The organism is Photobacterium sp. DA100 (assembly GCF_029223585.1).
GTDB lineage: Bacteria > Pseudomonadota > Gammaproteobacteria > Enterobacterales > Vibrionaceae > Photobacterium.
The window spans coordinates 2,417,367-2,442,075 of the sequence record NZ_CP119423.1 but is presented as its reverse complement, the minus strand read 5'-3'; the positions used below and the strand labels follow the sequence as shown (position 1 = coordinate 2,442,075).

Here is a 24,709-nt window from a genome sequence, read left to right as displayed (position 1 = left end):
AGGAAGTTTCATGCAGTTCGATACCGTTTTCCGAAATGTTCAAGTTGTTGATGGCTCGGGTAGTGAGCCTTACAACGCCGATGTTGCTATTACAGGGGATCGTATTGCAGCCATAGGGGATTTAGCCGGGTGCGAAGCCTCACAGATCATCGATGGTCATGGCAAGGCGTTAGCGCCGGGTTTTATCGATGTGCACACCCATGACGATACCAATGTGATCCGTTATCCCGACTGTTTGCCGAAGATCAGCCAAGGTGTCACCAGCGTCATCGTTGGTAACTGCGGGATCAGTGCTTCACCAGCAACGCTGGCCGGGGATCCGCCGGATCCGATGAACCTGCTGGGCAAGCAGCAAGATTTTAAATACCCGACATTCGCTTCCTATGCCGAGGCCGTCACGGCAGCAGAGCCTGCTGTCAATGTTGCTGCGCTGGTGGGCCATACCACACTGCGCAACAACGAGATGGATGATTTGTACCGTGCAGCGTCCAGCGATGAAATTGCAGCGATGAAAGCCAAGCTGCACGAGGCGATGGAGCAGGGCGCTTTAGGTTTAAGCTCTGGCTTGGCTTATGCCTCAGCCAAACAAGCGCCGACAGAGGAAGTGATGGCCCTTGCTGAGGAGCTGGCTGAGTTTGACGGGATCTATACCACCCATATGCGGACCGAGTTCGAGCAGATCCTCAAGGCGATGGAAGAAGCCTTTGCCACCGGTAAGCATGGCAAGGTGCCAGTGGTGATTTCGCACCTCAAATGTGCTGGAGCCGGTAACTGGGGACGCACAGTTGAAGTGCTTAATGTAATGGAAAAAACAGCCAAGCACCAAGATGTTGCTTGTGATTGCTACCCCTATTCTGCGAGCTCGTCGACACTTGATCTCAATCAGGTCACCGATGAGATAGATATCTTCATTACCTGGTCAGAGACGCACCCTGAACACGCAGGAAAAATGCTCAAACACATTGCTGCAGAGATGGCGTTGCCTCTGATGGAAGCGGCCAAGCAACTTCAGCCAGCAGGCGCGGTTTACCACTGCATGGACGAAGCCGATGTCGAGCGGGTACTGAAATACCGATTAACCATGGTGGGCTCCGATGGCCTGCCGAATGACCCACACCCGCACCCACGTTTGTGGGGCTCATTTCCAAGGGTGCTGGGCTATTACAGCCGTGAACGCCAGTTGTTTTCACTGGGACTGGCGATTCACAAAATGACAGGCATGTCGGCCAAGCGCTATTGCCTTAAAGACCGGGGAGAAATTCGCGAAGGGGCCTATGCCGATATCGTGATGTTTGATCCGAACACCATTATCGATGTTGCAAGTTTCGAAAATCCGATTGCAGCAGCGAAAGGGATTGACGTGGTCATGGTCAATGGCTGCATCAGTTATCAAAACGGTCAGGTGAGTGATAACCGCCATGGTCGTTTCCTATACCGTCACCAGGACTAACCCCCAGGGACAGTAAATTGAACTAAGTAACACAACGTTGGAGAAAGAAATTATGACTATCACACGCTATGGCATCGAAGGCGGTACAGGCACCGGCGGTCAGCACCTACCTTTTGCACGTGCAACTCAGGCGGGTGGTTTCCTGTATGTCTCTGGTCAAACACCAATGACAGACGGTGAAGTGGTTGAAGGTGGCATCATCGAGCAGTCTCGCTTGGCGATCCAGAACTGTGTCGACATTATGGAAGAAGCTGGTTACGGCCTAGAAGATGTGGTGCACGTGAAAGTGGTACTGACAGATTCACGCTACTTCCAGTCATTCAACAAAGTGTTCAAAGAGTTCTTCGGTGAGCACCCACCAGCACGTATCTGCATGGTATGTGACCTGGTTGTTGACGTAAAAGTTGAGGTGGATGTGACGTGCTACCGCGAAGATCGCCGTTAATTCAGGCATTATCTTCGGGCCCCGCATAAAACAATAAAGCCGCGGGGCCAGCAGAAGCCCAATTGACAAGCGATGCCACAACGGAAGTTGGCGGGCTATTACAACTAGAGCCAAAGAAACAGAGCCGACAGGCCAAAGAAAAAAGGTTGGCAAAGTACCAACCCTAAAAAAGCAAAATACTGAAATTAGTCAGTAACTCATGGGGTAGTAAGTGATGAGACTATCCCCAAGCAAATAAAAGCAATGACGGATTATAAGAGGTATGGGATGAACAGTACACTCTTTCTCACCGGTTTCGGTGCGTATGTGGTTTTTTTAATCTGGTTAGGTTGGTTTGTATCGCGTAACCAGAAATCAGGCGAAGACTTTCTGCTTGGAGGTCGTGGTCTTCCGCTGTTCTTGGTACTGGGTACCACGGTAGCCACCATGGTGGGTACAGGTTCGAGCATGGGGGCGGTTGGCTTTGGTTATGCCAACGGTTGGGCTGGCGCACTTTACGGTATTGGCGGTGCCTTGGGTATCCTGCTGCTCGCCTACTGGTTTGCCCCGGTACGTAAGCTTAATTTCATGACCATGAGTGAAGAGCTGGCTTACTATGTCGGAGCCAACAAGGTTGTCAAAAATGTCGTGGGTATCCTGATCTTTACCGCCTCTATCGGTTGGTTGGGCGCGCACATTCTTGGTGGTGGTATGTACCTGGCTTGGATTGCAGACATCGAGCTCAACACCGCTAAGATGATTATCGCCGCTGCCTTTACTATCTACGTCGTGATTGGGGGTTACACCGCGGTAGTTTGGACCGATACTATTCAGGCCGTGATCCTGTTTGCCGGTTTCATCCTGATGGCGGTACTGTCGGTCAACCATATCGGTGGACTTGATAACCTGTATGCTGCGATGGAGCCTGCTTCTGTCAGCTTCCTCGGCTTGGAAAAACTGGGCATGATCCCGGGTATCTCACTGGCCCTGGTGGTTGGTGTGGGGATCTTGGCCACCCCTTCTTTCCGCCAGCGTATCTACTCGGGTAAAGACGTACCGACCATTCGCCGCTCGTTCGTGTTGTCGGGTGTACTGTACTTGTTCTTCTCTATCATCCCTGCGGTTATCGGTATGTCAGCCCATGCGATCAACCCAGAGCTTAACAACGCCAACTTTGCGTTCCCATATGTAGCAGCAACCGTGCTGCCTGTGGGTATCGGCATGATTGTTCTGATTGCAGGTCTGTCAGCAACGATGTCGAGTGCAAGTTCCGATGCGATTGCCGGTGTATCTATCCTGCTGCGTGATATCTACATCATGTTCACGGGCAGAGTCCCATCAAAAGACAAGATGGTTACCTACTCGCGTATCGCCCTGGTTATCTGTATCGGTCTGGCACTGCTGTTCGCCCTGACTTCGAATGACATTATCAGCTACATCACCAAGATGATCTCGACAGTCATGTCAGGCATGTTTGTGTGCGGTATGCTGGGTCGCTTCTGGGGCCGCTACAACTGGCAGGGGGCACTGGCTACCTTGGCAGGTGCATCAGCAGCGTCATTCTCTGTCATGTTCAACGCCGACTGGACAGCATTCTGGGGCAACCCGGTCATTCCATCTGTCACAACTGCTTTGGTTGCCGGTGTCGTGGTTAGCTTGGTTACGCCAGCGAACAAGGTGTCTAAAGAAGAAGCGCAAGCCATCCTTGATGCCGAGCGTGCGGCGATGGAAAAGCCTGAAGAGCCAGGTATCGACGCTCAGCCGGTTACCGCAAAATAATCTTCTGAAACTCGTCAAAATGCAGGCCTTTGTTGTGATGTAAGGCCTGCATCTTCAGTTACGCTTTAAATACAGTTCGAATAATTAGAAAGGTAGCAGTGTGAAAATTGCTTTTTTTGGTGAGTGCATGGTCGAGCTTAGCGGCCAACCGCTACAACGAACATTTGGTGGAGATACGTTAAATACGGCGCTGTACCTGTCTCGTTTGGGCACTAGCCGTGATATTGCTGTCAGTTACGCTACGGCATTGGGTGTCGACAATATCAGCCAGGACATGCTCAATGCTTGGCAGCAGGAAAATATCGATACCTCTATGGTGCGCAAGCTGGAAAATAAACTGCCGGGCCTTTACCTGGTGGAGACAGAGCCAAACGGCGAGCGTCACTTCCATTACTGGCGCAACGACAGTGCGGCGAAATTTTATTTTGCCTGTGGGCTTACTCCGCTTGAGCAAGCGATTGAAAACCATGATTTTGATGCCCTGTATATCAGCGGGATCAGCTTGGCGATTTTGGCTGAAGATGCCAAAGCGACCTTGGTTACTTTGCTGGACAAACATAAAGCCAAGGGGGGCAAAGTGTTATTTGATAACAACTTCCGCCCACAGCTATGGACGTCCAAGCAGGCCCAGTATTGGTATTCACAGGTTCTTCCTTTTGTCGATATTGCCTTGATCACAGAAGATGATGACCACTTGGTTTGGGGGCAAGGGAGCATAGTCGACCGCTGCCGATCATTCGGCTGCCAGGAGGTGGTGATCAAGCGGGGCAGTGAGCCGTGCTTGGTGGTTAGCCAGTTGCAGTCAGACCAGCCGTATGAGTCTTACATCGCGGCCAATAAGGTGGAGAAAGTGATTGATACCTGCGCGGCAGGGGACTCTTTTGCCGCAGGCTACTTGGCTGGTCGTTTGAGTGGTGGCAGTGAGTCTGCTGCTGCCGAGCTGGGCCACCAGTTAGCGTCTATTGTTATCCAGCATCCCGGGGCGATTATTCCGGCCGATGCAATGAAAAACTTAATGTAAATAGATTTATTGTAAATAGGAACACCTGAACATGTCTCAGCAGATCATCGAGAAACTTAAAGCCTTCAAAGTTATACCTGTTATTCAAATCAACGATGTGTCACAGGCTGTGCCTCTGGCTAAAACCCTTGTCGAAAATGGCCTACCGGTTGCCGAGGTGACTTTTCGTACTGAGGCGGCGGCCGAAGCTATTCGTTTGATGCGCGAAGCCTACCCACAGATGTGTATCGGTGCGGGTACGGTGCTGAATGCTGAGCAAGTCGATCGCGCTAAAGAAGCGGGTTCTGAGTTTGTGGTGGCACCGGGGCTTAACCCTAACACTGTGCGTTACTGCCTGGAGCAGGGGATCCCTATGGTGCCAGGTATCAACAATCCAAGCCAGGTTGAGCAGGCGTTGGAGATGGGACTGACCTTCTTGAAATTTTTCCCGGCCGAAGCGTCAGGCGGGATTAATATGATCAAGTCGCTGCTGGCACCCTACGTTGATGTATCCTTGATGCCAACTGGCGGTATTGGCAAGGCCAACGTACGTGACTACCTAGCCATTGATCGCGTCATTTGTTGTGGTGGTACCTGGATGGTGGCCCCGGCGCTGATTGAAAATGGAGACTGGGACGAAATCGGTCGCTTGGTGCGTGAAGCGGTTGAGTTAGTGAACGGCTAACGGTGCCTCGACATTATGATTATACGAAGCCCGCCCTAGGTGGGCTTTTTTAGTCTTATTTACAGCGTAGTTAGCAAAGTAACTTAAGCAAGCATGATCGACTTAAAAAAACGTGTTGAAGAGGTCGAAAAGCCGGTCTCGGATGCTGTTTATCAACAAAAGAGTGCGATAGAGGCATTCTAAGTTTATTGTGCTCATCCTAGCGATTGGTGGGTTTCCATACGAATTAGGCCGTTTTTTTGGCTTGATGTGTTGGAAATTGTTCAGTTGAAGCAAGTTCTTGTATTTTTGTTTGACTCATCCCAGAAAATCAGTAAATTACACCTCCGTACCGCAGCGGCATTGGCCGATATTCAGCGGTACTGACAAAATTGATGGCGCGTTGGCAGAGTGGCTATGCAGCGGATTGCAAATCCGTGGACCTCGGTTCGACTCCGGGACGCGCCTCCATCATTTCGGTTCTGAAGCCCGTTGGCGGCAGCAACCAGACAAGCCGCCGGGTAGGCAGGCTTGGACAATGTGGCGCGTTGGCAGAGTGGCTATGCAGCGGATTGCAAATCCGTGGACCTCGGTTCGACTCCGGGACGCGCCTCCATCATTTCGGTTCTGAGGCCCGTTGGCGGCTGTAACCGAACAAGCCGCCGGGTAGGCGGGCTTGAACAATTTGGCGCGTTGGCAGAGTGGCTATGCAGCGGATTGCAAATCCGTGGACCTCGGTTCGACTCCGGGACGCGCCTCCATCATTTCGGTTCTGAGGCCCGTTGGCGGCAGCAACCAGACAAGCCGTCGGGTAGGCGGGCTTGGACAATTTGGCGCGTTGGCAGAGTGGCTATGCAGCGGATTGCAAATCCGTGGACCTCGGTTCGACTCCGGGACGCGCCTCCATCATTTCGGTTCTGAAGCCCGTTGGCGGCAGTAACCAGACAAGCCGCCGGGTAGGCGGGCTTGGACAATTTGGCGCGTTGGCAGAGTGGCTATGCAGCGGATTGCAAATCCGTGGACCTCGGTTCGACTCCGGGACGCGCCTCCATCATTGAAGGCCTAGCGTTAACGCTAGGCCTTTTTCTTTGCTGCTCATCCGGCAAGCTCAACAAAATTATTTACCCCAAATAGACAAATCAGCAAGCCGCCGAGCAATTGCAAATAGAAGGGAAAGGTGATGCTGTCGTCATCTTTCAGTGCAAAGCCGGAAAGGGCAAGTAGGCACTGAATAATTAAACTCCCCACGAACACCGCTCCAGCAAGTTGCATGGCAAACAATAAATCCACATGCTCACTGGAATGGCCGATAAATGCGGAGAGTGCAATGATGGCAATCGGGTTGGCGAGTGTCAGGTAAAAGGCCGAGCGAAAACCTAATTTCTTTGCCGGGCGGTGTACCCTTGCAAGGAGTTTGGTATTTTTCATGGCATTGAACATCATATAAAAGCCCATGAAAATGAGTACCCAAGAAGAGAGCAGGATGATTTGGTAGTGGTACTGGTCGAGATTTTTGATCAATAAGCTGCTGGTTACGAAGCTTACTAAGGCATAGCAATAGTCAGCCAATGCAGCGCCCGCCGCACTCCGCACTGCTGCTATGTAGCCATGGTGCATACCGTTGTTAAGTACCAAAATGGCTATTGGCCCGACGGTCAATGATAAGATAACGCCAAACAGAATGGCTTTCATCATTTCCATAGCTTCTCCCCCACATTGGTTACCCACCGTACAACGCTAGTTGGTGCTATTTTAATGCTATGACGGTGGTTTTATTTTAATCATAGTCAGCTGTGCAGATGATGTGCTAGAAGAAATAACAAGAGTTTTAGCACTTTACAATCGTTGAGACAGGTTTCGTGAGAAAGTGTAGAAAGACGAATATGTATCAATGGCGCTGCATGAAACGAACGGTTGAGAGAACCCCAGATGATGGTAGGGCACCATCTGGGGATCAGATTGCGGGTTACTTGCTTGCTTCTTGTTTACGTTTTATGGGTTGATCGCCAATGGTGGTTTTACCTGGGCAGATTTTTTTTACCGGACATTTCGGGCATCCCCAAACGGCTGCGTATGGGCACAGCGCCATTTCCTTGCTCTTGTTCGACATAGATTACCTCATTGCTTTCAAATCAACCCAGGTAACTAGAAGTTACCCGGGCATAAACAAACTGGGCCATCCGCGGCCCAGTTATTAATAACGCGTTGATCACTTAACGAGTTCAGCGATCACTAACTTGCGCGTAATTTTTTCTTCAAGGTTCTCTGGCTTGTCGAGACCAACACGCTTAAGCAGAATATCGATATCATGGTCTGGTTTCGGTGCAGACAATGATTGGGCAATAGCTTTTAGCTTGCCAGTTGGCGTTGCACACTTAGCTTTCAGCGCCTTCAGTGCCTTGCCCAGTTTCAGCTCTTGGTCGGTAAAGCTGCAGCCGAATGGGAATGGACCGAAAATACCCTGGTCAGTGTACTTCTTGTAGAAGGCCTGGATTGCCTCTGGGGTATTGTTGGAATACTCTTTCGGGATCTGGTAATCCTTGGCCACTTTGCCCGCGGCTTTAGCTTCATCAAGCAACTGCTGCTGGAAACGTGAGTCCGCAATCTTAATGAGTTCGGTGTAGACAACATGATCCGGTTTACTGCGCAGATTCGCAACACCGTACTCGGTGACAACAATGTCGCGTAACTGGCGAGGTATGGTGTTGTGGCCGTAATTAAACAAGATATTGGAACGTAGCTTACCTTTGCGGAATGAGCAGCTGCGGATCTTGATGATTGAGCGAGAGTCACGCATTTGTCCCGACTGGGCGACAAAGTTGTACTGCCCGCCAACACCGCTGACGACTTGTCCGTTTTCCAGGGCATCCGAGACAACAGAGCCATCTAGGGTGACCATCATACCTGAGTTCATGAAGCGGGCATGTTGGCGCTGGGCTTGTTTCAATTGTTGGCTACCTAGGAAGTGATCGTACAGGTCATTGACGTAATTTACGCTGGTCATGCAGAATTTGTCATGATCTTCCTGGCTAAAGTTGTTCAGCTCCTGGTAGAAATCTTTTGGACCGATGAAGAAGGCGCCATGCATCACCGTACCGCCTTTCAGGCGCTGGCCGAGTGCGTACTTGGCGATCCACTCAAGGGCATCTTTGTCTTGGATATTGGCTTTGCTGGTGCCCTCTGCGGTGACCAACTTGCCATCAACATAGTCGACCTTGTCGTTGAAAATGCCGAAGCGCTTGAGGTAAGAGACATCAGAGGCGGTTAGTTCAGCGGAAATGGCTTGGCGCTCTAACAATGCCAGCAGTGTCATGACAGACACTTCGTTATTGATCAAACCATCGTTAAGAAGTCGCTGAATCGTGAGATCCTCAAACACTTCACGCTTCAAGATACCTGCTCGGTAGAGATGAACAAAGCCGTCCACCATCAATTCGCTACAGCCGTAGAGACCTTGCTCGAATGCGCCGGTATCACCGACTTCCTTGCAGATAGGGAATTTATCGTAGACGTTCAGCTCAGACAGCATTTTGTTGTAAATGCGGTTCTGCTGGTGGCGAACCAAGGTACTGTAGCTCAGGGCACTACTGAGCGAGCCGATGCCAACCTGAAGGGTACCGCCGTCTTTGATCAAGGCGCTGGAGTAGAGGCCAATCATATGATCTTCAGCCGAAATGCTGGCGTGAGGAGCCGCGAATAGCTGGTAATCTTTGTGATCTGGCTGGCTGTTGCCGTCCAGGATGAAATCAAACTCAGAGCTAGGCACTTCAGCATGGTTTTGCATAAATGGCATATTGCTGTTTACTTCGCCGAGAATAGTGATGTGTCGACCTTGCGCTTTTTGCTTCTCGATCTCAATGGCGAAGTCCAGTGCGAGATCCGAGTTACTACATAAGCTGTAGGTGGTGACACCATCGATAGTACGTGCAGCAACCAACTGGCCAATGACATTCACCCCTTTATCTAGCAGGTCACGCACTGCATGGGTATAGTTGGTTGAGGTGTAGTTTTGCTGCTGTGGTGAGTTCATAAAGCTGCCGGCTTTAAAGAAAAACTCACTGATGGTTACGTTGCTTGGCACTTTGCCTGCACGAAGGTCCATGATGTAGTCGATATCAGGCACATCGGCGAATTCACGGGCAACGAAAGGTTCGAGGAAGCCACGTTCGATTTTACTTTTGCCTACCGGTTTTTCTAGGGTGATCCCGGTTTCGATCCGCAGGTTGATACTCGGATCTTTTTTGGCTCGTTGGTACAGCGCATTCACAAAGCTTACCGGTTTACCGATGGCGAGCGGAGCACCGAGAACAATATTCTTGCCTACGGTAGCAATGACCTGATCAACCAGTTCATCGGCAGTGGCAACAACGGTAGCGGGAGCTTTCACTGAGAGGTCAGATGCTTCAGGAGCAGGGTATGATGAATCTACGATTTCTAAAACTGACATAGTGCATTCCTTGTTCGATATTATTCATATAAGTTCTTATTGTTGTTATCCCCCCATTGTTACCCCTGAACTTAGAGCGTTCACTCTATTTTTGGACAAAAAAGCCCCAAAATTTGTCGATTATGTGGTTTTGGGACTTTTGTCACGCATATGCGCAATGAGCATTGCTAATGTGCCTGCAGGTGTTCGTGTTAGTGGTCTTTACCACGGAGACGTTGTGTGAGCTGCTTACCAATTCCTTGGTTGAATTAGAAAGATTGATCTAATTCTAATTGGTAGGGTTTAAGTATCGAATTGATTTATCGAGGATAAAGTGATGATTAACCCTAAAAAACTTATTGGTAGTGTGAAATCAGCCACCCAGATGGGTGAGTCTTCTGTTCGTACTGTGATTTGGGCCGGCCTTGGTGCTTACAGCAAAGGTACCGAGCAGGTCGGTATGGCGCAGCATATGGTGACCAAGCAAATCCAGGATTTGGTTTCTAAAGGCAGCGAAGTTGAAACTGAAATGGTTGAGCGGATCCAAGAGACCAAGCGCGGTCTGTTTGGCCAAGCGGAATCGCAATTCAACCATGCATTCAACGCAACTTGTGGGATCGACCGCGATCGCTTGAGCAACTTTGAGAAGAAAGTTGACCATCTACAAGAGATGGTAGAAAAACTAGCTGCAAAGTAACGGACTGTACACATTAAGCGACAATGGCAAAGGGACAGACCTTGGTTGGTGGTAACCGTACCAGCGTGATAGCTCGTGCATTGCTACCAACCAGACCATGCCACAACGCAAAAAAGGAATAGATTTATGCCGAGTTTGTCTCTGCTGGATTTCAGCTTTATTGCCTTTGAAACGGCAAAAACCCCGATGCATGTTACTGGTTTGGTTATTCTTGACCCGCCGGAGGAGCATGCAGGGACCTACGCCCAAGAGCTATACGCCAGCTTTCTGCAACAACCTGAAATGGTGCCGCCATTTAACTGGAAACTGAATTGGTCTTTGACTGGGCGCCCTAGCTGGACCACGGTTAACAATGTTAATTTGGAAGATCACCTCCGTATTACCATGCTTCCATCACCGGGCAACGAGCAGCAGCTGCAGCAAGTCGTCGGCCGCTTGCACAGTCAAGTGCTGGATCGCAGCCGTCCGATGTGGGAAGTCTGGGTTATTGGTGGGTTGGAAAATAACCGAGTGGCGTTGGTGTTGAAAATCCACCACTCAATGGCTGACGGTGTAAGAGCCAGTAAGATCTTTACCCAGAGCTGCTCGACCTCGGTGGAAGAGTCATTCAGCAAACCTCTTTGGCAGTGCGATTTAAGAAAAACGCCGCGCCAACGCCGTGAGGAATCCCATCTTACCGATATGGTAATGAAAACAGCGGTGGCTGCCACCAAACAGATTTCTCTTATTCCATCGATGTTCCGCTTAGGCAGTAAACTGGCACTCAAAGCAGTGAACTTGGCCGATTGCGATTTGAAAGTACCGTTTACGGCACCGAAGACGCCGTTCAACCTGAGCCCCAAGCGTAGCCGTGCCGTGAGCCTCGGTCATTTCTCTATCTCGCAGCTCAAGCACATCAGCCGCATCACCGGTGCGTCAATGAACGATATCCTGTTCACCATCAGTGATATTGCTCTCAATCGCTACCTGAATGACCGGGCAATCCCTATCCGCAAGCCCTTGGTTGCCATGATGCCAATCAACCTGCGAGCGAAAGGGGATGAGGGTAAATCAGGTAATAAGATGTCGATTGGCCATGTTGAGTTGGGCAGGCAGGGGCTATCGCCGTTACAGCGTCTTGAGTCTATCCAGCACGCGACAACGGATCTGAAAAACGAAGCCCTGAATATTTCACCAGATGCTTATATCAACTACTCGTTGCTGGTAAATGGCGTCTCATTGTTCAGCGGTAAATTTGGCTTGAATAACTATATTCCGCCAGCCAGTAACCTTCTAATCTCCAATGTACCAGGGGCTAAAGAAGAGCTTTACTTCATGGGTGCCAAGGTGCGTGAGCAGTATCCTGTCTCGTTGTTGATGCCAGGCCAGACCCTGAATATCACCTTCTTCAGTAATGCCGATACCATGTACTTTTCGTTGGTAGCATGTAACCAGTCCCTACCGGGCTTTGAAGTGATCACTGACTACATGTGCGATGCGTTTGCCGAGATTGAGCAGGAAGTGATGGAAACCGCGGCGCAGGCTGTCGCCGAGCAGTTGGGTTACCAGCATGACGAGTCACTGGCGGTTGAACTAGCGGTCGAGGCAGCACAGGGCTCATTGACGCCGGAAGATGACGAGTTTGAGAGACTCTATCAGGAGAAGCAACGTAAAGTTGAACAACTTGAAAAGCAGTTGGCAAGGTTAACCGAAATGTTATCGGCAACCGTCGAAATTGATCCGGAAACACCGGCTAAAAACCAAGATGAACTCGATCAAGCACCGATAGAAGAAGTCAAAGTCGGGCAAGCCAAAAGTGTGAGCTAGCCACTCGCACAGCTCTAAACGGGAAGTTGAAAGCTAGATCTGTAAATGCGGGTCTAGCTTTTTTTTATATGGGATTTTCTAGTAGCGGTCCATAAAAAAAGGCCGCATAGCGACCTTTAAGATACAGTTGGGAGCGAGATGTTGAGGCTTATGCGTAAGCGGCAGCTAGCTCGCTAACTTTGTCAACGTACTGCTGCATTGCCGTTTCTGCATCCATTCCTTTTAGTTTTTCCCATGCGTCGTATTTAGCGCCGCCTTTGAAATCAAACATGCCTGGACGTTTGCCTTTTACGTCACCTTCAGTTGCCTGCTTGAACAGCGAGTAGAGTGCGAGTAGCTCGTCGTTAGAAGGGCGTTTAGTCAGTGCTTTAACGTCTACTTGAGCTTGTTCAAAACTCGCTTTTAAATCTGCCATGATGTGTTCCTTTACTTGTTCCTAGCCAGCACAAATACGTGTGCCGTGATAATTGATGAAAACTCTAGATATCCAAAGATAGACTAGAGAAAACCGTTAAGTTTTATGAATTCAGAAATGCTGTATTCCTTTAACCAATACATATTTACACTGGTCTGAGTTCTTGTCTTGCATTAAATGCAAAAAGTTTAATATGGATCACTTTTTATTTTTATCTGAAAAATAAATGCAGAGCCGCGATGTATTTACCACTGAAAAATTAAACTACACTATGATTAAATAAAAAAGATGATGAAGACTGGATTAAATAATTGGCTGGCTGAATAAGGATATCGTATTGAGGGAAAGTTATGTATGACTTCATAATTGTAGGGGCGGGTTCGGCGGGATGCGTGCTTGCAAATAGACTATCATCAGATCCTTCTTTAAAAGTCTGCCTTGTCGAGGCGGGCCCAAAAGATAGCAGCCCGGTTGTTCACGTTCCATTGGGTATCATTGGAATGATGCACTCAAAGAAAATGAACTGGCGCTATTACACAGAGCAAGAGCCCAACCTCGACAACCGGCAACTCTTCTGGCCTCGGGGCAAGACATTGGGAGGAAGTTCCTCCTCGAATGCCATGTGTTATATCCGAGGGCATGCCAGTGACTATGATGAGTGGGCAGCGTTGGGCAACAAAGGGTGGAGCTATGATGAAGTGCTGCCCTATTTCAAAAAATCCGAAACCCAGCAGCGCGGCGGAGATGACTATCACGGCGCTGATGGGCCGCTGCATGTCTCTGATCTTCGAATTAATAATCCGCTTTCCGACGCGTTTCTCAAAGCAGCTGAGCAGGCTGGCCATCAGATATCGACAGACTTCAACGGTAAAGAGCAAGCCGGCGTCGGTTATTATCAAGTGACTCAGAAAAACGGCCAGCGGTGTAGCTCGGCGGTTGCTTTTTTACGACCTGCTGAACAGCGGCCAAACCTGACTGTTATCACGGATGCAATTACAACTAAGATACTGATCCAACAGGGTAAGGCAACCGGGGTGGAGTACCGTAAAGCGGGGGTTAAATATAAGATCACGGCCAAGCGAGAAGTTATTTTGAGCGGCGGGGCCATCAACAGTCCGCAGCTGCTGATGCTATCTGGGGTGGGGGACAGACAAGAGCTCGAAGCTCACGGTATTGAAGTGAAGCACCACCTGCCGGGGGTCGGCAAGAACCTCCAGGATCATCTTGATGTACTGGTGGTCACCCGCGAGCGGACATTTCATTCTGTCGGTTTTTCTCCTATAGCATTAACCAGATCCATTAAAGGTATTTTTGATTACTTGCTGTTTAGAAAGGGAAATTTTACGACCAATATTGCTGAGGCTGGTGGCTTTGCCAAAACCTCTCCCGAGCTTGATAAGCCGGATGTCCAGTTCCATTTCTCACCTTGCTACCTTGATAACCATGGCTTGGATTTACTACAAACCGTCAAACATGGCTATTCGCTCCATGCGTGCAACCTTCGCCCAAAGAGTCGGGGAAGCCTAGGGCTCGCTAGTACCGATCCCTTGCAGCCACCTCTTATAAAGGCAAACTACCTTAGCCACCCTGAAGACATTGAAGTGATGCTCAAGGCGATTAAGATGTCTCGGCAGATCTTAAAGCAAGAGGGTTTCGACCACTACCGTGGAAAGGAAGTGTTCCCGGGTAAGGAAGTACAAACTGACGAGCAGCTAGAAGCGTTTATCAGGCATAAGGCCGAGTCAATTTATCACCCGGTTGGTACATGTAAAATGGGGCATGATGCGCTCGCCGTGGTCGATGAGCGTTTGTGCGTTCATGGTATTACTGGCTTGCGGGTTGTGGATGCCTCTATTATGCCGACATTAGTGGGTGGAAATACCAACGCGCCTACCATTATGATTGGCGAAAAAGCTGCAGATATGATTTTAAATGATATATCTATCAGAGAAGAAAATGTATCTGCGATGAAAGATTGCGTTGCATAAACGACATCGATGAATAAAAAGAAAGGCACGGTAGGATTTATTCTTACAGTGTCTTTTTACTTTATGTGAATGTTAGAATGAACATTCTAATTATTTATTCTATGATAAATAGTTTTATTATTTATTCAGAACGATTCTATTTTAACTCTCATTTTATAATTTACCTTCACGATCACCGGCCAAAATCAGTTGTTAATTCTAATCTATATGCTTACTATCAGATAAATAGCAGGAAGTTTATTTGAGGTAGTAATGATTTCTAAAAATGAATGGAGCGAAAAGCTCAAAAGCCTCAAGGAAGATATTTCTACCAAAGTGATAGAAAACTCGGAGTTCGCCAAACAGCGTGTTGTCGAGCTGCTTGAACATGGCTTACCGCCAGCGCAGGGGGATGCTTTGCTGGCAAGTTTTAATGGTTTGGTTGGGGACCACTTGCTCCAGAGGAATAGTCGGTTTGCCATACCTATGGTGTTCACTGATCATAGCCAAAATCTAAGCGACGATACTGCAGATCTCGAAAGGCAGCTGCCAGATGCTTCAAATCGCATTGTATTGTGTGTCCATGGCTGGTGTATGGCCGATAAAGGTTGGGTGAGAAAAGGCCACGACCATGGCAAGCAGTTTATCAACGCGGGTTATACGCCGATCTATTTATGGTACAACACAGGCAACCATATTTCCTTGAATGGAGAAGAGTTTGCTTTTCGGTTGGAGAAATTGCTTCAGGCTTGGCCCTGCGAAGTGAAAGAGCTGGTGATCATCGGCCATAGCATGGGGGGGTTGGTGACCCGCAGTGCTTGCTACTATGCCGGCATCAACCAACTGCAATGGCTGTCGGCCCTTCGCACCTTTATCACCTTGGGGACGCCACACAATGGTGCCCCTCTGGCCAAGCTCGCCTGTTGGATTGATGAACAGGTGGCTAATACCCCCCAGCTTAAGTTCTTGCAAAAGCTGGGAGAGATACGCAGTAGTGGCAGTAAGGATCTTAGTCGTGGTTACATTGTTCACGAAGACTGGCAAGCACCTACAATCCCTTTCAAGCAAGCTGATCAGGATAAAGTGACCGGTACCGAGCTGATCCAACGGCCGACTTTACCTGATGCTGTCCAGTGCTATGCCGTTGCCTCTTGTCTTGGCAAAAATATTCAAGATGAAAACAACCGTAGGTTGGGGGATGGCTTGGTGCCTGTGTCCAGTGCGCTGGCAGAGAGCTCGAAGGGTGTAATGGCATTGAATTACCCACCAGAAAATAAGTGGGTTGTCGGTGGGGTCGATCACCTCGACTTGCTCAATCATCCTGCTGTTGCGGCGAAAGTCAGTAAGTGGGTGCTAGAGAATACGGTGTAGCACCAACTCCCTCCCACTCTAATCTCGCGGGGATTTACATATAATGGAAAGCATATATAATGCTTTCCATATGTATTATTTGCTGCGCAAGTCACATGAAACGAATCCTATTTTTATGTACCGGAAACTCAGCCCGCTCTCAGTTAGCTGAAGCTGCAATGCGGCATATGGCGGGTGAGCATTACCAAGTTGTTAGTGCAGGGATGGCACCAGAGGAAGTGGATCCTCGTGTTTACCGTGTATTGGCCGAACGCGGCATCAACAGCGATAACTTGAAGAGTTGCTCGGCTGCGGAACTCGAAGGGCAGCATTTTGATACCGTGATCACCTTGTGTGACAAGGCCAGTAATGAATGTGCCTTGTTCCCTGATTCAGACGCGCTTCTGCATTGGGACTTTAAAGATCCCAAGCCCCAGAGTGGTGACCAACCTTTTCGTGACACCTTAGACGGCTTGGAAAGTAGGATTGCATTGTATTTGATGCTCAATGGGGAAGAGCATGATTCGGTGATTGGTCCCGTCGAGTTTTTTAAGATTCTGTGCGATCCGCTTCGTCTTCGTATCTTGATGTTGATAGAAGATGAGCAAGCACTAACTGTTGGTGATCTGGTTGATGTGCTGGGTGTTAGCCAGCCGAAAGTGTCTCGCCATCTAGCCTTGCTTCGTGACGGCGGTGTGTTGGAAACCCAGCGTGAAGGGCAATGGATTTTTTATCACCTGGCCAAGCAACTGCCGGTTTGGATTCGCCATGTACTAGCCACGGTGAGAAACGGCAATCCTAGTATGATCAATGACGAGAAGCTAAAGCTTAGCCTGCGCCAAGAGCGCAAAAGGCCGGGCTTCAGTAAACTGAACTAGTTTTTTACGATTATAAAACGCTCGGTACTCCCGCCGGGTATTAAAATTTCATTTACTTATTTATAGGTGCAAATATGTCAAACACACATCCGTTCTGGACTTTGCCTTTAGAAGATAGTGGCACATTGTTGCTGACGCCGTGTCCTGGCACTAAGGACGTTTCTTTGTATGATTCTCTGGTGCAATTAAAAGAAGCTGGCGCAACAGCAGTACTGACAGCCCTTGAGCCTGAAGATCTGCCTGAAGGCGGTTTAGAAGCATTGGCAGAACAGTGCCGTAACCTAGGTATGCGTTGGTTCCACCTTCCTATCGAAGATGACTGTGCACCGGGTCCTCAGTTTGAGGCTAATTTTCCTGAAGCTAACAAGGCGGCTCAGGCCATGTTGGATAACGGCGATGCGATTGCTGTCCACTGCATGGGCGGCTCAGGCCGTACCGGTTTGATTGCAGCACGCATTATGCTTTCTCGCGGTGCGGAACTGAACTCAACGATCGAGAAGATCCAAGCGCTTCGTCCGGGTGCCTTCCAGCGCCAGCCGCATATTGACTACATCCAGCAGTATAAGTAAGCCATAGCCGTCAGGCTTTCCTTACTCATTGAATGCCCTGCCTTTGCAGGGCATTTTTGTATTTGTCGTTTATCTCTTTGATGTTGTCATTTCGGGCCGTCTTTTCTTGTTACCACCTGGCTATCACCTAGAAGTCTTCGGGCAATAGTCAGGCAGCAGCCTAACTATAATTTGCTTTGTGAACCCTCGTGTTGTGCAGGTGGCACAGGTATCTCCATACCTAACGTCACCTTGGCAATGACAGTGGTAATTATTTGAAAAAAGATCTGGAAAAGCGGTTCGGATCTGGCTAGTATATGCGGCATACCATATATATGACAAATCATATGTTAAAGTTAACGGTTTAAGGAAAGTAGATTATGGCTATCAAAGTAGGCATTAACGGTTTTGGTCGTATTGGTCGTTTGGCGATGCGTGCTGCGTTTGATTGGGAAGAAGTGGAGTTTGTCCAGATCAATGATGTGGCAGGTGATGCCAAAACATTAGCTCACTTGATGGAGTTCGATTCAGTACAAGGCCGCTGGCATCATGCTGTCACTTCTGATGGCCAATCAATGCAGATTGGTGATTCTGTGATCCGTTGTACGCAAGAGCGCGATATCGATGCGGTAGACTGGTCTGGTTGTGATGTCGTTCTGGAAGCAACCGGTGTTCACCGTGAAATGGAGCACCTGAATAAGTACCTAGCACAGGGCGTTAAGCGTGTTGTGGTTTCAGCGCCGGTTAAAGATGACAGCGTACTGAACGTGGTCGTCGGTGTGAACGACTACCTGTTTGATGCTGATAAGCACCAGATTGTTACAGCGGCTTCTTGTACCACTAACTGTATTGCCCCTGTTGTTAAGGTTATTCACGAGAAATTTGGTATTGAGCAGTCGTCATTTACGACGATTCACGATCTGACAAACACCCAAACTATCCTTGATGCGCCGCACAAAGATCTTCGCCGTGCCCGTGCGTGTGGTATGAGCCTTATCCCAACCACAACAGGTTCTGCGAAAGCAATCATTGATATCTTCCCTGAGCTTGAAGGCAAGATTAACGGCCATGCGGTTCGCGTGCCTCTAGCCAATGCTTCACTGACAGACATCATCTTCGATCTAAGCCGCGACGTGACTGCTGAAGAAGTTAACGCTGCATTGAAAGAAGCGTCTGAAAACGAGCTTGCAGGTATTCTGGGTTACGAAGATCGCCCTCTGGTATCTATCGACTATAAAGGCGACCAGCGTTCAACAATCGTTGATGCCCTATCAACCATGGTTGTGAACGACCGCATGGTAAAAGTGTATGCTTGGTACGACAACGAAATGGGTTACGCAACACGTACTTCCGAGCTGATCCGCAAGGTTGGCCTGGTGTAAGTAACGCTGTACCAATGACCAGCCCCTGATATTGGGGCTGGTCTCGTTATTAATAGTGGTAAACAGCAACAAACAGTAGAGTGAGTTATTGCATGATTTCGGCTATTGCCAAGCTCTCCAAAGATGTTCGTCAGTACATGCTGGTGACATTCAATTACTGGAACTTCACTATTACCGACGGCGCATTGCGTATGTTGGTCGTCTTACATTTCCACCAGTTGGGTTACACCTCGCTGCAGATCGCCTCGCTCTTCTTGTTCTACGAATTTTTCGGCGTAGTCACCAACTTGATAGGTGGTTGGCTGGGGGCCAAGCTGGGTTTGAATCGCACCATGAACATTGGTTTGGCGATGCAGGTTGGTGCGCTGCTCATGCTTGCGGTGCCGTCCGCGTATCTGACTGTACCTTGGGTCATGCTGGCTCAGGCCTTGTCAGGGATCGCGAAAGATCTTAACAAGATGAGTGCCAAGAGTGCCATCAAAACCCTGGTTCCCGGTGAACAGCAGGGAGCGCTATACAAGTGGATCGCTATTCTTACCGGCTCCAAGAATGCCCTCAAAGGTGCGGGCTTTTTCATTGGCGGTTTGCTGTTGGCGGTGGTCGGTTTTAAAGGCGCTGTGTTGGCCATGGCGGCACTGCTGGCAATGGTTTTGACTCTGAGTCTTGCATTGCTGGAAAAAGACATGGGCAAGGCGAAGAACAAAATTAAGTTCAAGCAAATCTTCTCTAAGAGCTCGAGTATCAACATTTTGTCCGCCGCCCGTATGTTCCTGTTCGGCGCAAGGGATGTCTGGTTTGTGGTTGCGTTGCCAATCTACCTTAGTCAGGTGTTTGACTGGGACCACACCATGGTCGGTGGCTTTCTGGCCCTGTGGGTGATTGCCTACGGCTTTGTTCAGGGGCTCGCACCGAAAATTACCGGTAAGGCCAAAGGAACAGTGCCAGATGGCCGGGCTGCGATGGGGTGGGCGGGTCTGCTCAGTATCATCACCATGCTTGTTGCCCTCGGAGTGCAGTTCAACTGGCAGCCTGAGCTGACCATTGTGGCGGGATTGTTGGTATTCGGTGCGGTATTTGCCGTTAACTCCTCGCTGCATTCATACTTGATAGTCAGCTACGCCAAAGATGACGGTGTCTCGTTGGATGTTGGCTTTTACTACATGGCCAATGCGATGGGTCGCTTGATTGGTACCGTACTGTCTGGTTTGGTTTATCAGTTTGCAGGCTTGGCGGCGTGCTTGTGGGTGTCGGTGGCCTTCTTGGTGGCGACAACAATTATCTCAATCCGCTTGCCGGCCCATCCAGGAATCAATACAGTATAAGTTTGTGAGTCGCTCCATCTGTGAGGCCCCGGTATTGCTGCCGGGGCCTTTTCTATTGGATGGGCCTCTTAAGAGTGAGACTACAGAAGAAGAATGTTGCTGGCTTCACACTCTTCAATCATCTCATCAGGCCAGATAGAAGACTGCACTTCGCCGATGTGTGCTTTTTGCAAGAAAAACATGCAAATACGCGACTGTCCTATACCACCCCCTATGGTATAAGGCAATGATTTATCCAGTACCATGCTATGGAAAGGCAGTGAAGCGCGATCCTCACAGCCGGCAATGGCTAGCTGCTCGGTCAGACTATTTTCACAAACGCGGATACCCATAGATGAAAGTTCCAGTGCATTGCCTAGAATTGGGTTCCAGAATAGCAGGTCACCGTTAAGGTTCCAGTCATCGTAATCGGGAGCTCGGCCATCATGCCTCTCGCCATCTGATAGGGCATGGCCGATATTTCGAATAAAAACCGCGCCATGCTTTTCGCAGATTGCATTTTCGCGTTCTTTTGGCGTCAAGCTCGGGTATTTTTCCAGTAATTCTTCCGAGGTAACAAATGTCACTTGGGGTGGAAGACGCTTTTCCAAGACAGGATATTCTTGATAGATGTAATTTTCTGTCTTGAGGAAGGCGTTGTAGATTTTTTCGACCGTGGTATGAAGGTAGGTTTCATGACGCATCGACTTATCGAGAACTTTCTCCCAGTCCCACTGATCGACGTAAATTGAGTGGATATTGTCCAGCTCTTCGTCGCGGCGGATGGCGTTCATGTCTGTGTATAGACCTTCGTCCTTTTGGAAACCATAACGACCCAGGGCCATACGCTTCCATTTTGCAAGCGAATGCACGACTTCAACCCGGGCGTTATTGTCGTCCAACAAATCAAAATCCACCGGACGTTCGGTGCCATTAAGGTTGTCATTTAAGCCGGTTTCCGGCTTAACGAAAAGCGGGGCTGAAACTCGAGTCAGGTACAGCTCATAAGCTAAAGCATCTTCGAAATAGTCTTTTAGCTTTTTGATTGCGACTTCCGTATCTCGTAGTCCCAGTAAGGGGCGGTAATTATCTGGTACACTCAATTTCATGAAAATTCCCTTTGTTATTGATTTAGCTGTATATCTTCATGGCAACACCTTACGTTAGCCAAGTTTCAGCGTCTAGCGTTTTGTGACCATTCCTATGTTTGTAGTGGCCGTGTGTTGTGCAAATCCGATGCTGATTGTGCGTGATACCTACAAGGTGGGCTGCTTTTTAATCAATTGATTCGTAAAGTTAAAATTTAATGTTGACGAAAAATCTCAATCCGTTAAAGTAAATCTCGTTTTCAGGGCAACGCCCTAAAGCAGCAATGCGACACTAGCTCAGTTGGTAGAGCGCAACCTTGCCAAGGTTGAGGTCACGAGTTCGAACCTCGTGTGTCGCTCCAAATTTAAAGATTGATGTGCTTCAACGAGGAACCTTGTGTACCTAGTCGGCCACGTCTCTCCAGATTAAAATCTTACGGCGATTAGCGGTAAGAAAAAGATGGTGTTTACTTTACGAAACGCATCGCAAAGCATTGCGTGCCCTGGTGGTGAAATTGGTAGACACAAGGGATTTAAAATCCCTCGGCGTTCGCGCTGTGCCGGTTCAAGTCCGGCCCGGGGCACCATCTATATAACACGAGTTCAGTTGGTAGAGTGCAACCAAGCCAAGGTTGAAGTCACGACCAGCAGCCTAAAGACCAGAAACCTTGTGTATCGCTCCAAACAAAAGAATCCCGACTTATGTCGGGATTTTTTTTATCTGTCATTTCAGGCGCTATTTGTCACAGCATTTCTTGTATTTTTTACCGCTTCCGCAAGGGCAAGGGTCGTTTCTGCCTACTATTTTGGATGGTGCAGGCTGCTCTGATAAGAAGTATTTGATGTCAGAGGCCGGCCTGTGGTTTTGCAATAGCCGGGCCATGATAGACATGGCTTCATCAACATGCTTGAAGTACTTGAAGTAGCCTGCACATAGGTAGCTGTGATCGATTTTTCCGGATGGGCCCCGTTCAAACCGGTGCTTGGGACAGCCCCCATGGCACGCAGGCAGATAGCGGCATTGACGGCATTTGTCGTTCAGTGAATCGAACTTATCCTTGCCGAACTTGATCGCCTCTTCACTGTGGTTCATCTCCGAAATGGTGGTTTCATGGATATTACCGAGTTTGTACTCGGGATAGACATAATGGTCGCATTGGTACAAATCTCCATTGGCTTCCAGGGCAAAGGCATGGCCACATTGTTTAGAAAAAATACAGATACCGGGTGGTTGGCCCAGCCAGCTGGCAAGGGTGGTATCAAACATTTGGACAAAGGTCCGGCCGATATCGTTGCGTACCCAGTAATCAAAAATGGTAGTCAGGAACTGGCCATATTCTTCAGGGGCAACCGACCACTTGGTAACTTTGCCAAAAGCCTCGCCGGGGCTGGCAAGGTTCTGGATAGGGTTGTCTTGCTGGGCTGAATCACGCTCGACGAGAGGGATAAACTGCAGGAAGGTTGAACCGGTACTTTTGAGAAATTGGTACACCCGCAGTGGATGCTTAACGTTCAGTGCATTGACCACGGTAAGGGTGTTGAAATCAACCTGGTGCTTTTTCAATAGTTCAATAGCAGCAAGGACTTTTTGGTGTGTGCCTTTCCCGCTTCTGGTTTGGCGATAATGATCGTGGAGATCTTCAGGACCATCAATGGAGACGCCAATTAAGAAGTTATGTTGTTTGAAAAACTCGCACCACTTGTCGTTGAGTAAAATGCCGTTGGTTTGAAAAGCATGGGTGATCTGTTTGCCGTTAGCGTATTTGTCACACAGCTCAACCGCCTGCTGGAAAAAGTCCAGTCCCATTAGGGTAGGTTCACCGCCTTGCCAGGTGATTTGAACCTCATGGCCGGGCTGGGCCTCGATATGCTGTTTGATATAAGCGTCGAGGGTGTCGTCAGGCATCCGCCAGTCACTTTGCCTTTCAGGGTATAGCTTATCTTTCTCTAGGTAGAAGCAGTATTCACAATCGATGTTACAGACTGAGCCGGTAGGTTTTGCCATCACGTGGCAGCCAAAAGATGGTTGCATCAATAATCCTAATTTAAACTTGGGGCCCAGAGGTAGGCAAGGTAGCCAATTGCCAGCAGTGCAATTAGCAGAGAGAGAGATTGCTTTATCCAACACTCATTGGCCGAAACCGTCATGTTATTTTCGAATACTTGGGTAAACCGATAGCGGCTGTATAACGAGGCAAGTATTGCCAGTAGCATCGTAATAAAACCCATAATGGGTAACGCAATGAAATGGCTATGCTCGGTTACTTTGAGAAAGAGCAGCCCCAAAGCGAATAAAACCAGCTGTGTCCTTAGCCAAGACATGGCCGTTCGTTCAGGCTGCAGGCCGGGATCGCTATTCATAACAGGATAACCAAAATTACAACCGAGGTAAGGAACAGCATCACAAGGCTAATGATTTTGAGAAAGCCGGTATACTTGAGTTGCTGGTTAGCCCGCATAGCCTTCTCATTTTGGGCCCAGCGGCGATAGGCAAATACAGCCAGCAGACCTGAGCACAGGCACAAAAAAGAGGAAAGGCTGATCCTAACAAGCGGATCGGCAAGATCCGGTGTCAGTTGGTCAATACCGATAGCCCCTGCAAGAAGCGCCAGCGCTGTGCGTATCCAGGCCAGATAAGTCCGTTCATTCGCTAGCGAGAAGCGGTAATCTGGTGCCTGCCCTTCATGGCGCCAAGTCTTGCGTGGAAGTCGACGTCTGAGTGATTTCATGATGCGTTAATTGACCAATAGTGATTTACGATAATCAGCGAGCTGGTGGAGGCTGACGGGAAGTGGCTTGCGGCTGTTGCTTTCGAGTATTCCCGATTCTTTCAGTGTCTTACAGTAGCGGATCACGGTTGTGGTATCTGTTCCGCTGTACTCGCCGATTTCCCGGTAGGTCCAGGGATACTCTGGATAGGTATGGAACACATAGTAAATGGTATCAAGGATACGCTTTTTGGCACTGAAGGCGTTGAATTGCATCAACCGCTTTTCGGCTTCGCCCAGTTCGGCACAGACTTCCTTCATCAGGAAGTCTGCAAGGCTCGGTGCCACAAGATCGAGAGACTTAAAGTCGTTAACGTCGACATGGACTATTTTGCTAGCAAGCATTGCCCTTGCGGTGGACGGGTAATGTTGATTGGTGAAAAGAGAGCGGTAGCCGAAAAAAGATCCCGGGCCGTAGATCCTAAGGAGAGATTCTTTCCCCGTTTCAGAGACTTGGTATAGGCCAACTAATCCCTCATCAACGTAGTAGAAGCCTTTGGCTGGTACTCCGCTGCGATACACCACCTGTTTTTTGGCAAAACTCTTTAGCTCTATTTGGTGGGTTAATTGGGTTCGAATATCCACAGCTATTATCCGCTATACACAACAAAATTACAGTGGATACCATACCTGATAATGAGATAAACAAATATGATCGTCGCCATAAAAATTTACTGTGGTTACCATATTAAACCTGATCACCGCCATAAAATTTAATTGAGATGTTCTCATAAAATAGACCTAGCAAAATCTTTAGAAGTAAATA

21 protein-coding genes and 7 tRNA genes are annotated in these 24,709 nt (G+C 48.8%); 20 read left to right on the top strand and 8 right to left on the bottom strand.

The genetic code is table 11. The annotated features are described in order from the left end of the window. Window positions 1–10: 10 nt before the first annotated feature. The 10 genes from PTW35_RS11270 (at window position 11) to PTW35_RS11225 (ending at window position 6,368) form a co-directional block, all read left to right on the top strand. Complete coding sequence (locus PTW35_RS11270) at window positions 11–1,450, top strand: D-aminoacylase (RefSeq protein ID WP_281025067.1); 1,440 nt, start codon at window positions 11–13, stop codon at window positions 1,448–1,450. Between the two features lie 52 nt (window positions 1,451–1,502). Continuing rightward, window positions 1,503–1,895 carry a RidA family protein gene (locus tag PTW35_RS11265; protein ID WP_044623655.1) on the top strand — a complete coding sequence of 131 codons (393 nt, stop codon included), beginning with the start codon at window positions 1,503–1,505 and terminating at the stop codon, window positions 1,893–1,895. 267 nt (window positions 1,896–2,162) lie between these two features. After that, window positions 2,163–3,653, top strand: a complete 1,491-nt coding sequence (locus tag PTW35_RS11260) for a sodium:solute symporter family protein (RefSeq protein ID WP_281025066.1) — start codon at window positions 2,163–2,165, stop codon at window positions 3,651–3,653. Between the two features lie 127 nt (window positions 3,654–3,780). Further along, complete coding sequence (locus tag PTW35_RS11255) at window positions 3,781–4,674, top strand: sugar kinase (RefSeq protein WP_197078636.1); 894 nt, start codon at window positions 3,781–3,783, stop codon at window positions 4,672–4,674. Between the two features lie 31 nt (window positions 4,675–4,705). Beyond that, window positions 4,706–5,338, top strand: coding sequence for a bifunctional 4-hydroxy-2-oxoglutarate aldolase/2-dehydro-3-deoxy-phosphogluconate aldolase (locus PTW35_RS11250; protein ID WP_281025065.1), 633 nt, complete (start codon window positions 4,706–4,708; stop codon window positions 5,336–5,338). Between the two features lie 376 nt (window positions 5,339–5,714). Then, window positions 5,715–5,788 (top strand) — tRNA-Cys (locus tag PTW35_RS11245). A gap of 71 nt (window positions 5,789–5,859) precedes the next feature. Beyond that, window positions 5,860–5,933 (top strand) — tRNA-Cys (locus PTW35_RS11240). Between the two features lie 71 nt (window positions 5,934–6,004). Then, a tRNA-Cys gene (locus PTW35_RS11235) sits at window positions 6,005–6,078 on the top strand. Between the two features lie 71 nt (window positions 6,079–6,149). Further along, window positions 6,150–6,223 (top strand) — tRNA-Cys (locus PTW35_RS11230). A gap of 71 nt (window positions 6,224–6,294) precedes the next feature. Continuing rightward, window positions 6,295–6,368, top strand: a tRNA-Cys gene (locus PTW35_RS11225). Window positions 6,369–6,412: 44 nt separating this feature from the next. On the opposite strand, the gene PTW35_RS11220 is transcribed toward PTW35_RS11225, so the two are convergent. Beyond that, window positions 6,413–7,018 (bottom strand): LysE family transporter, encoded by a 606-nt coding sequence (locus PTW35_RS11220; protein ID WP_281025064.1) that lies wholly within the window; start codon window positions 7,016–7,018, stop codon window positions 6,413–6,415. A 508-nt stretch (window positions 7,019–7,526) separates the two neighbouring features. Continuing rightward, window positions 7,527–9,764: an acetyl-CoA hydrolase/transferase C-terminal domain-containing protein gene (locus PTW35_RS11215; protein ID WP_281025063.1), complete on the bottom strand. Its 2,238-nt coding sequence runs from the start codon at window positions 9,762–9,764 to the stop codon at window positions 7,527–7,529. A 316-nt stretch (window positions 9,765–10,080) separates the two neighbouring features. Here PTW35_RS11215 and PTW35_RS11210 point away from each other — a divergent pair, with 316 nt between their 5' ends. Both PTW35_RS11210 and PTW35_RS11205 read left to right on the top strand, forming a co-directional pair. After that, window positions 10,081–10,440 (top strand): hypothetical protein, encoded by a 360-nt coding sequence (locus PTW35_RS11210; RefSeq protein WP_281025062.1) that lies wholly within the window; start codon window positions 10,081–10,083, stop codon window positions 10,438–10,440. A gap of 126 nt (window positions 10,441–10,566) precedes the next feature. Further along, complete coding sequence (locus tag PTW35_RS11205; RefSeq protein WP_281025061.1) at window positions 10,567–12,246, top strand: wax ester/triacylglycerol synthase family O-acyltransferase; 1,680 nt, start codon at window positions 10,567–10,569, stop codon at window positions 12,244–12,246. A gap of 148 nt (window positions 12,247–12,394) precedes the next feature. On the opposite strand, the gene PTW35_RS11200 is transcribed toward PTW35_RS11205, so the two are convergent. Continuing rightward, complete coding sequence (locus PTW35_RS11200; protein ID WP_281025060.1) at window positions 12,395–12,661, bottom strand: acyl-CoA-binding protein; 267 nt, start codon at window positions 12,659–12,661, stop codon at window positions 12,395–12,397. 350 nt (window positions 12,662–13,011) lie between these two features. Here PTW35_RS11200 and PTW35_RS11195 point away from each other — a divergent pair, with 350 nt between their 5' ends. The 6 genes from PTW35_RS11195 (at window position 13,012) to arsJ (ending at window position 20,108) form a co-directional block, all read left to right on the top strand. Beyond that, window positions 13,012–14,649, top strand: a complete 1,638-nt coding sequence (locus tag PTW35_RS11195; protein WP_281025059.1) for a choline dehydrogenase — start codon at window positions 13,012–13,014, stop codon at window positions 14,647–14,649. Window positions 14,650–14,901: 252 nt separating this feature from the next. Further along, complete coding sequence (locus tag PTW35_RS11190; RefSeq protein WP_281025058.1) at window positions 14,902–15,999, top strand: alpha/beta hydrolase; 1,098 nt, start codon at window positions 14,902–14,904, stop codon at window positions 15,997–15,999. A gap of 95 nt (window positions 16,000–16,094) precedes the next feature. After that, the gene (locus tag PTW35_RS11185) at window positions 16,095–16,856 is read left to right on the top strand and encodes a metalloregulator ArsR/SmtB family transcription factor (protein WP_281025057.1); all 762 of its coding nucleotides are present in this window, start codon (window positions 16,095–16,097) and stop codon (window positions 16,854–16,856) included. Window positions 16,857–16,930: 74 nt separating this feature from the next. Then, entirely contained in the window at window positions 16,931–17,425 is a 495-nt protein-coding gene (locus PTW35_RS11180; RefSeq protein ID WP_281025056.1) for a dual specificity protein phosphatase family protein, read from the top strand. 359 nt (window positions 17,426–17,784) lie between these two features. Further along, window positions 17,785–18,786, top strand: coding sequence for an ArsJ-associated glyceraldehyde-3-phosphate dehydrogenase (locus PTW35_RS11175; protein ID WP_281025055.1), 1,002 nt, complete (start codon window positions 17,785–17,787; stop codon window positions 18,784–18,786). A gap of 92 nt (window positions 18,787–18,878) precedes the next feature. Next, window positions 18,879–20,108, top strand: a complete 1,230-nt coding sequence (gene arsJ, locus PTW35_RS11170; RefSeq protein ID WP_281025054.1) for an organoarsenical effux MFS transporter ArsJ — start codon at window positions 18,879–18,881, stop codon at window positions 20,106–20,108. Window positions 20,109–20,188: 80 nt separating this feature from the next. Here the strand turns inward: arsJ and asnA are convergent, their stop codons facing one another. Further along, on the bottom strand, window positions 20,189–21,196 hold the full coding sequence (asnA, locus tag PTW35_RS11165) for an aspartate--ammonia ligase (protein ID WP_281025053.1): 1,008 nt from the start codon (window positions 21,194–21,196) through the stop codon (window positions 20,189–20,191). A gap of 265 nt (window positions 21,197–21,461) precedes the next feature. Between asnA and PTW35_RS11160 the strand changes: the two genes are divergently transcribed. Then, window positions 21,462–21,537: transfer RNA gene (locus tag PTW35_RS11160), tRNA-Gly, on the top strand. Window positions 21,538–21,675: 138 nt separating this feature from the next. Beyond that, window positions 21,676–21,762, top strand: a tRNA-Leu gene (locus tag PTW35_RS11155). A 149-nt stretch (window positions 21,763–21,911) separates the two neighbouring features. Here PTW35_RS11155 and PTW35_RS11150 read toward each other — a convergent pair. The 4 genes from PTW35_RS11150 to PTW35_RS11135 are packed head-to-tail and all read right to left on the bottom strand — an operon-like array spanning window position 21,912 to window position 24,528. Then, window positions 21,912–23,207, bottom strand: a complete 1,296-nt coding sequence (locus tag PTW35_RS11150; protein WP_281025052.1) for an anaerobic sulfatase maturase — start codon at window positions 23,205–23,207, stop codon at window positions 21,912–21,914. A gap of 8 nt (window positions 23,208–23,215) precedes the next feature. After that, window positions 23,216–23,536, bottom strand: coding sequence for a DUF202 domain-containing protein (locus PTW35_RS11145; protein WP_281025051.1), 321 nt, complete (start codon window positions 23,534–23,536; stop codon window positions 23,216–23,218). Then, window positions 23,533–23,904 (bottom strand): DUF202 domain-containing protein, encoded by a 372-nt coding sequence (locus tag PTW35_RS11140; RefSeq protein WP_281025050.1) that lies wholly within the window; start codon window positions 23,902–23,904, stop codon window positions 23,533–23,535. Before PTW35_RS11140 ends, PTW35_RS11145 begins: the two co-directional genes overlap by 4 nt. A 6-nt stretch (window positions 23,905–23,910) precedes the next feature. Further along, the gene (locus tag PTW35_RS11135; protein WP_281025049.1) at window positions 23,911–24,528 is read right to left on the bottom strand and encodes a Crp/Fnr family transcriptional regulator; all 618 of its coding nucleotides are present in this window, start codon (window positions 24,526–24,528) and stop codon (window positions 23,911–23,913) included. Window positions 24,529–24,709: the final 181 nt, after the last annotated feature.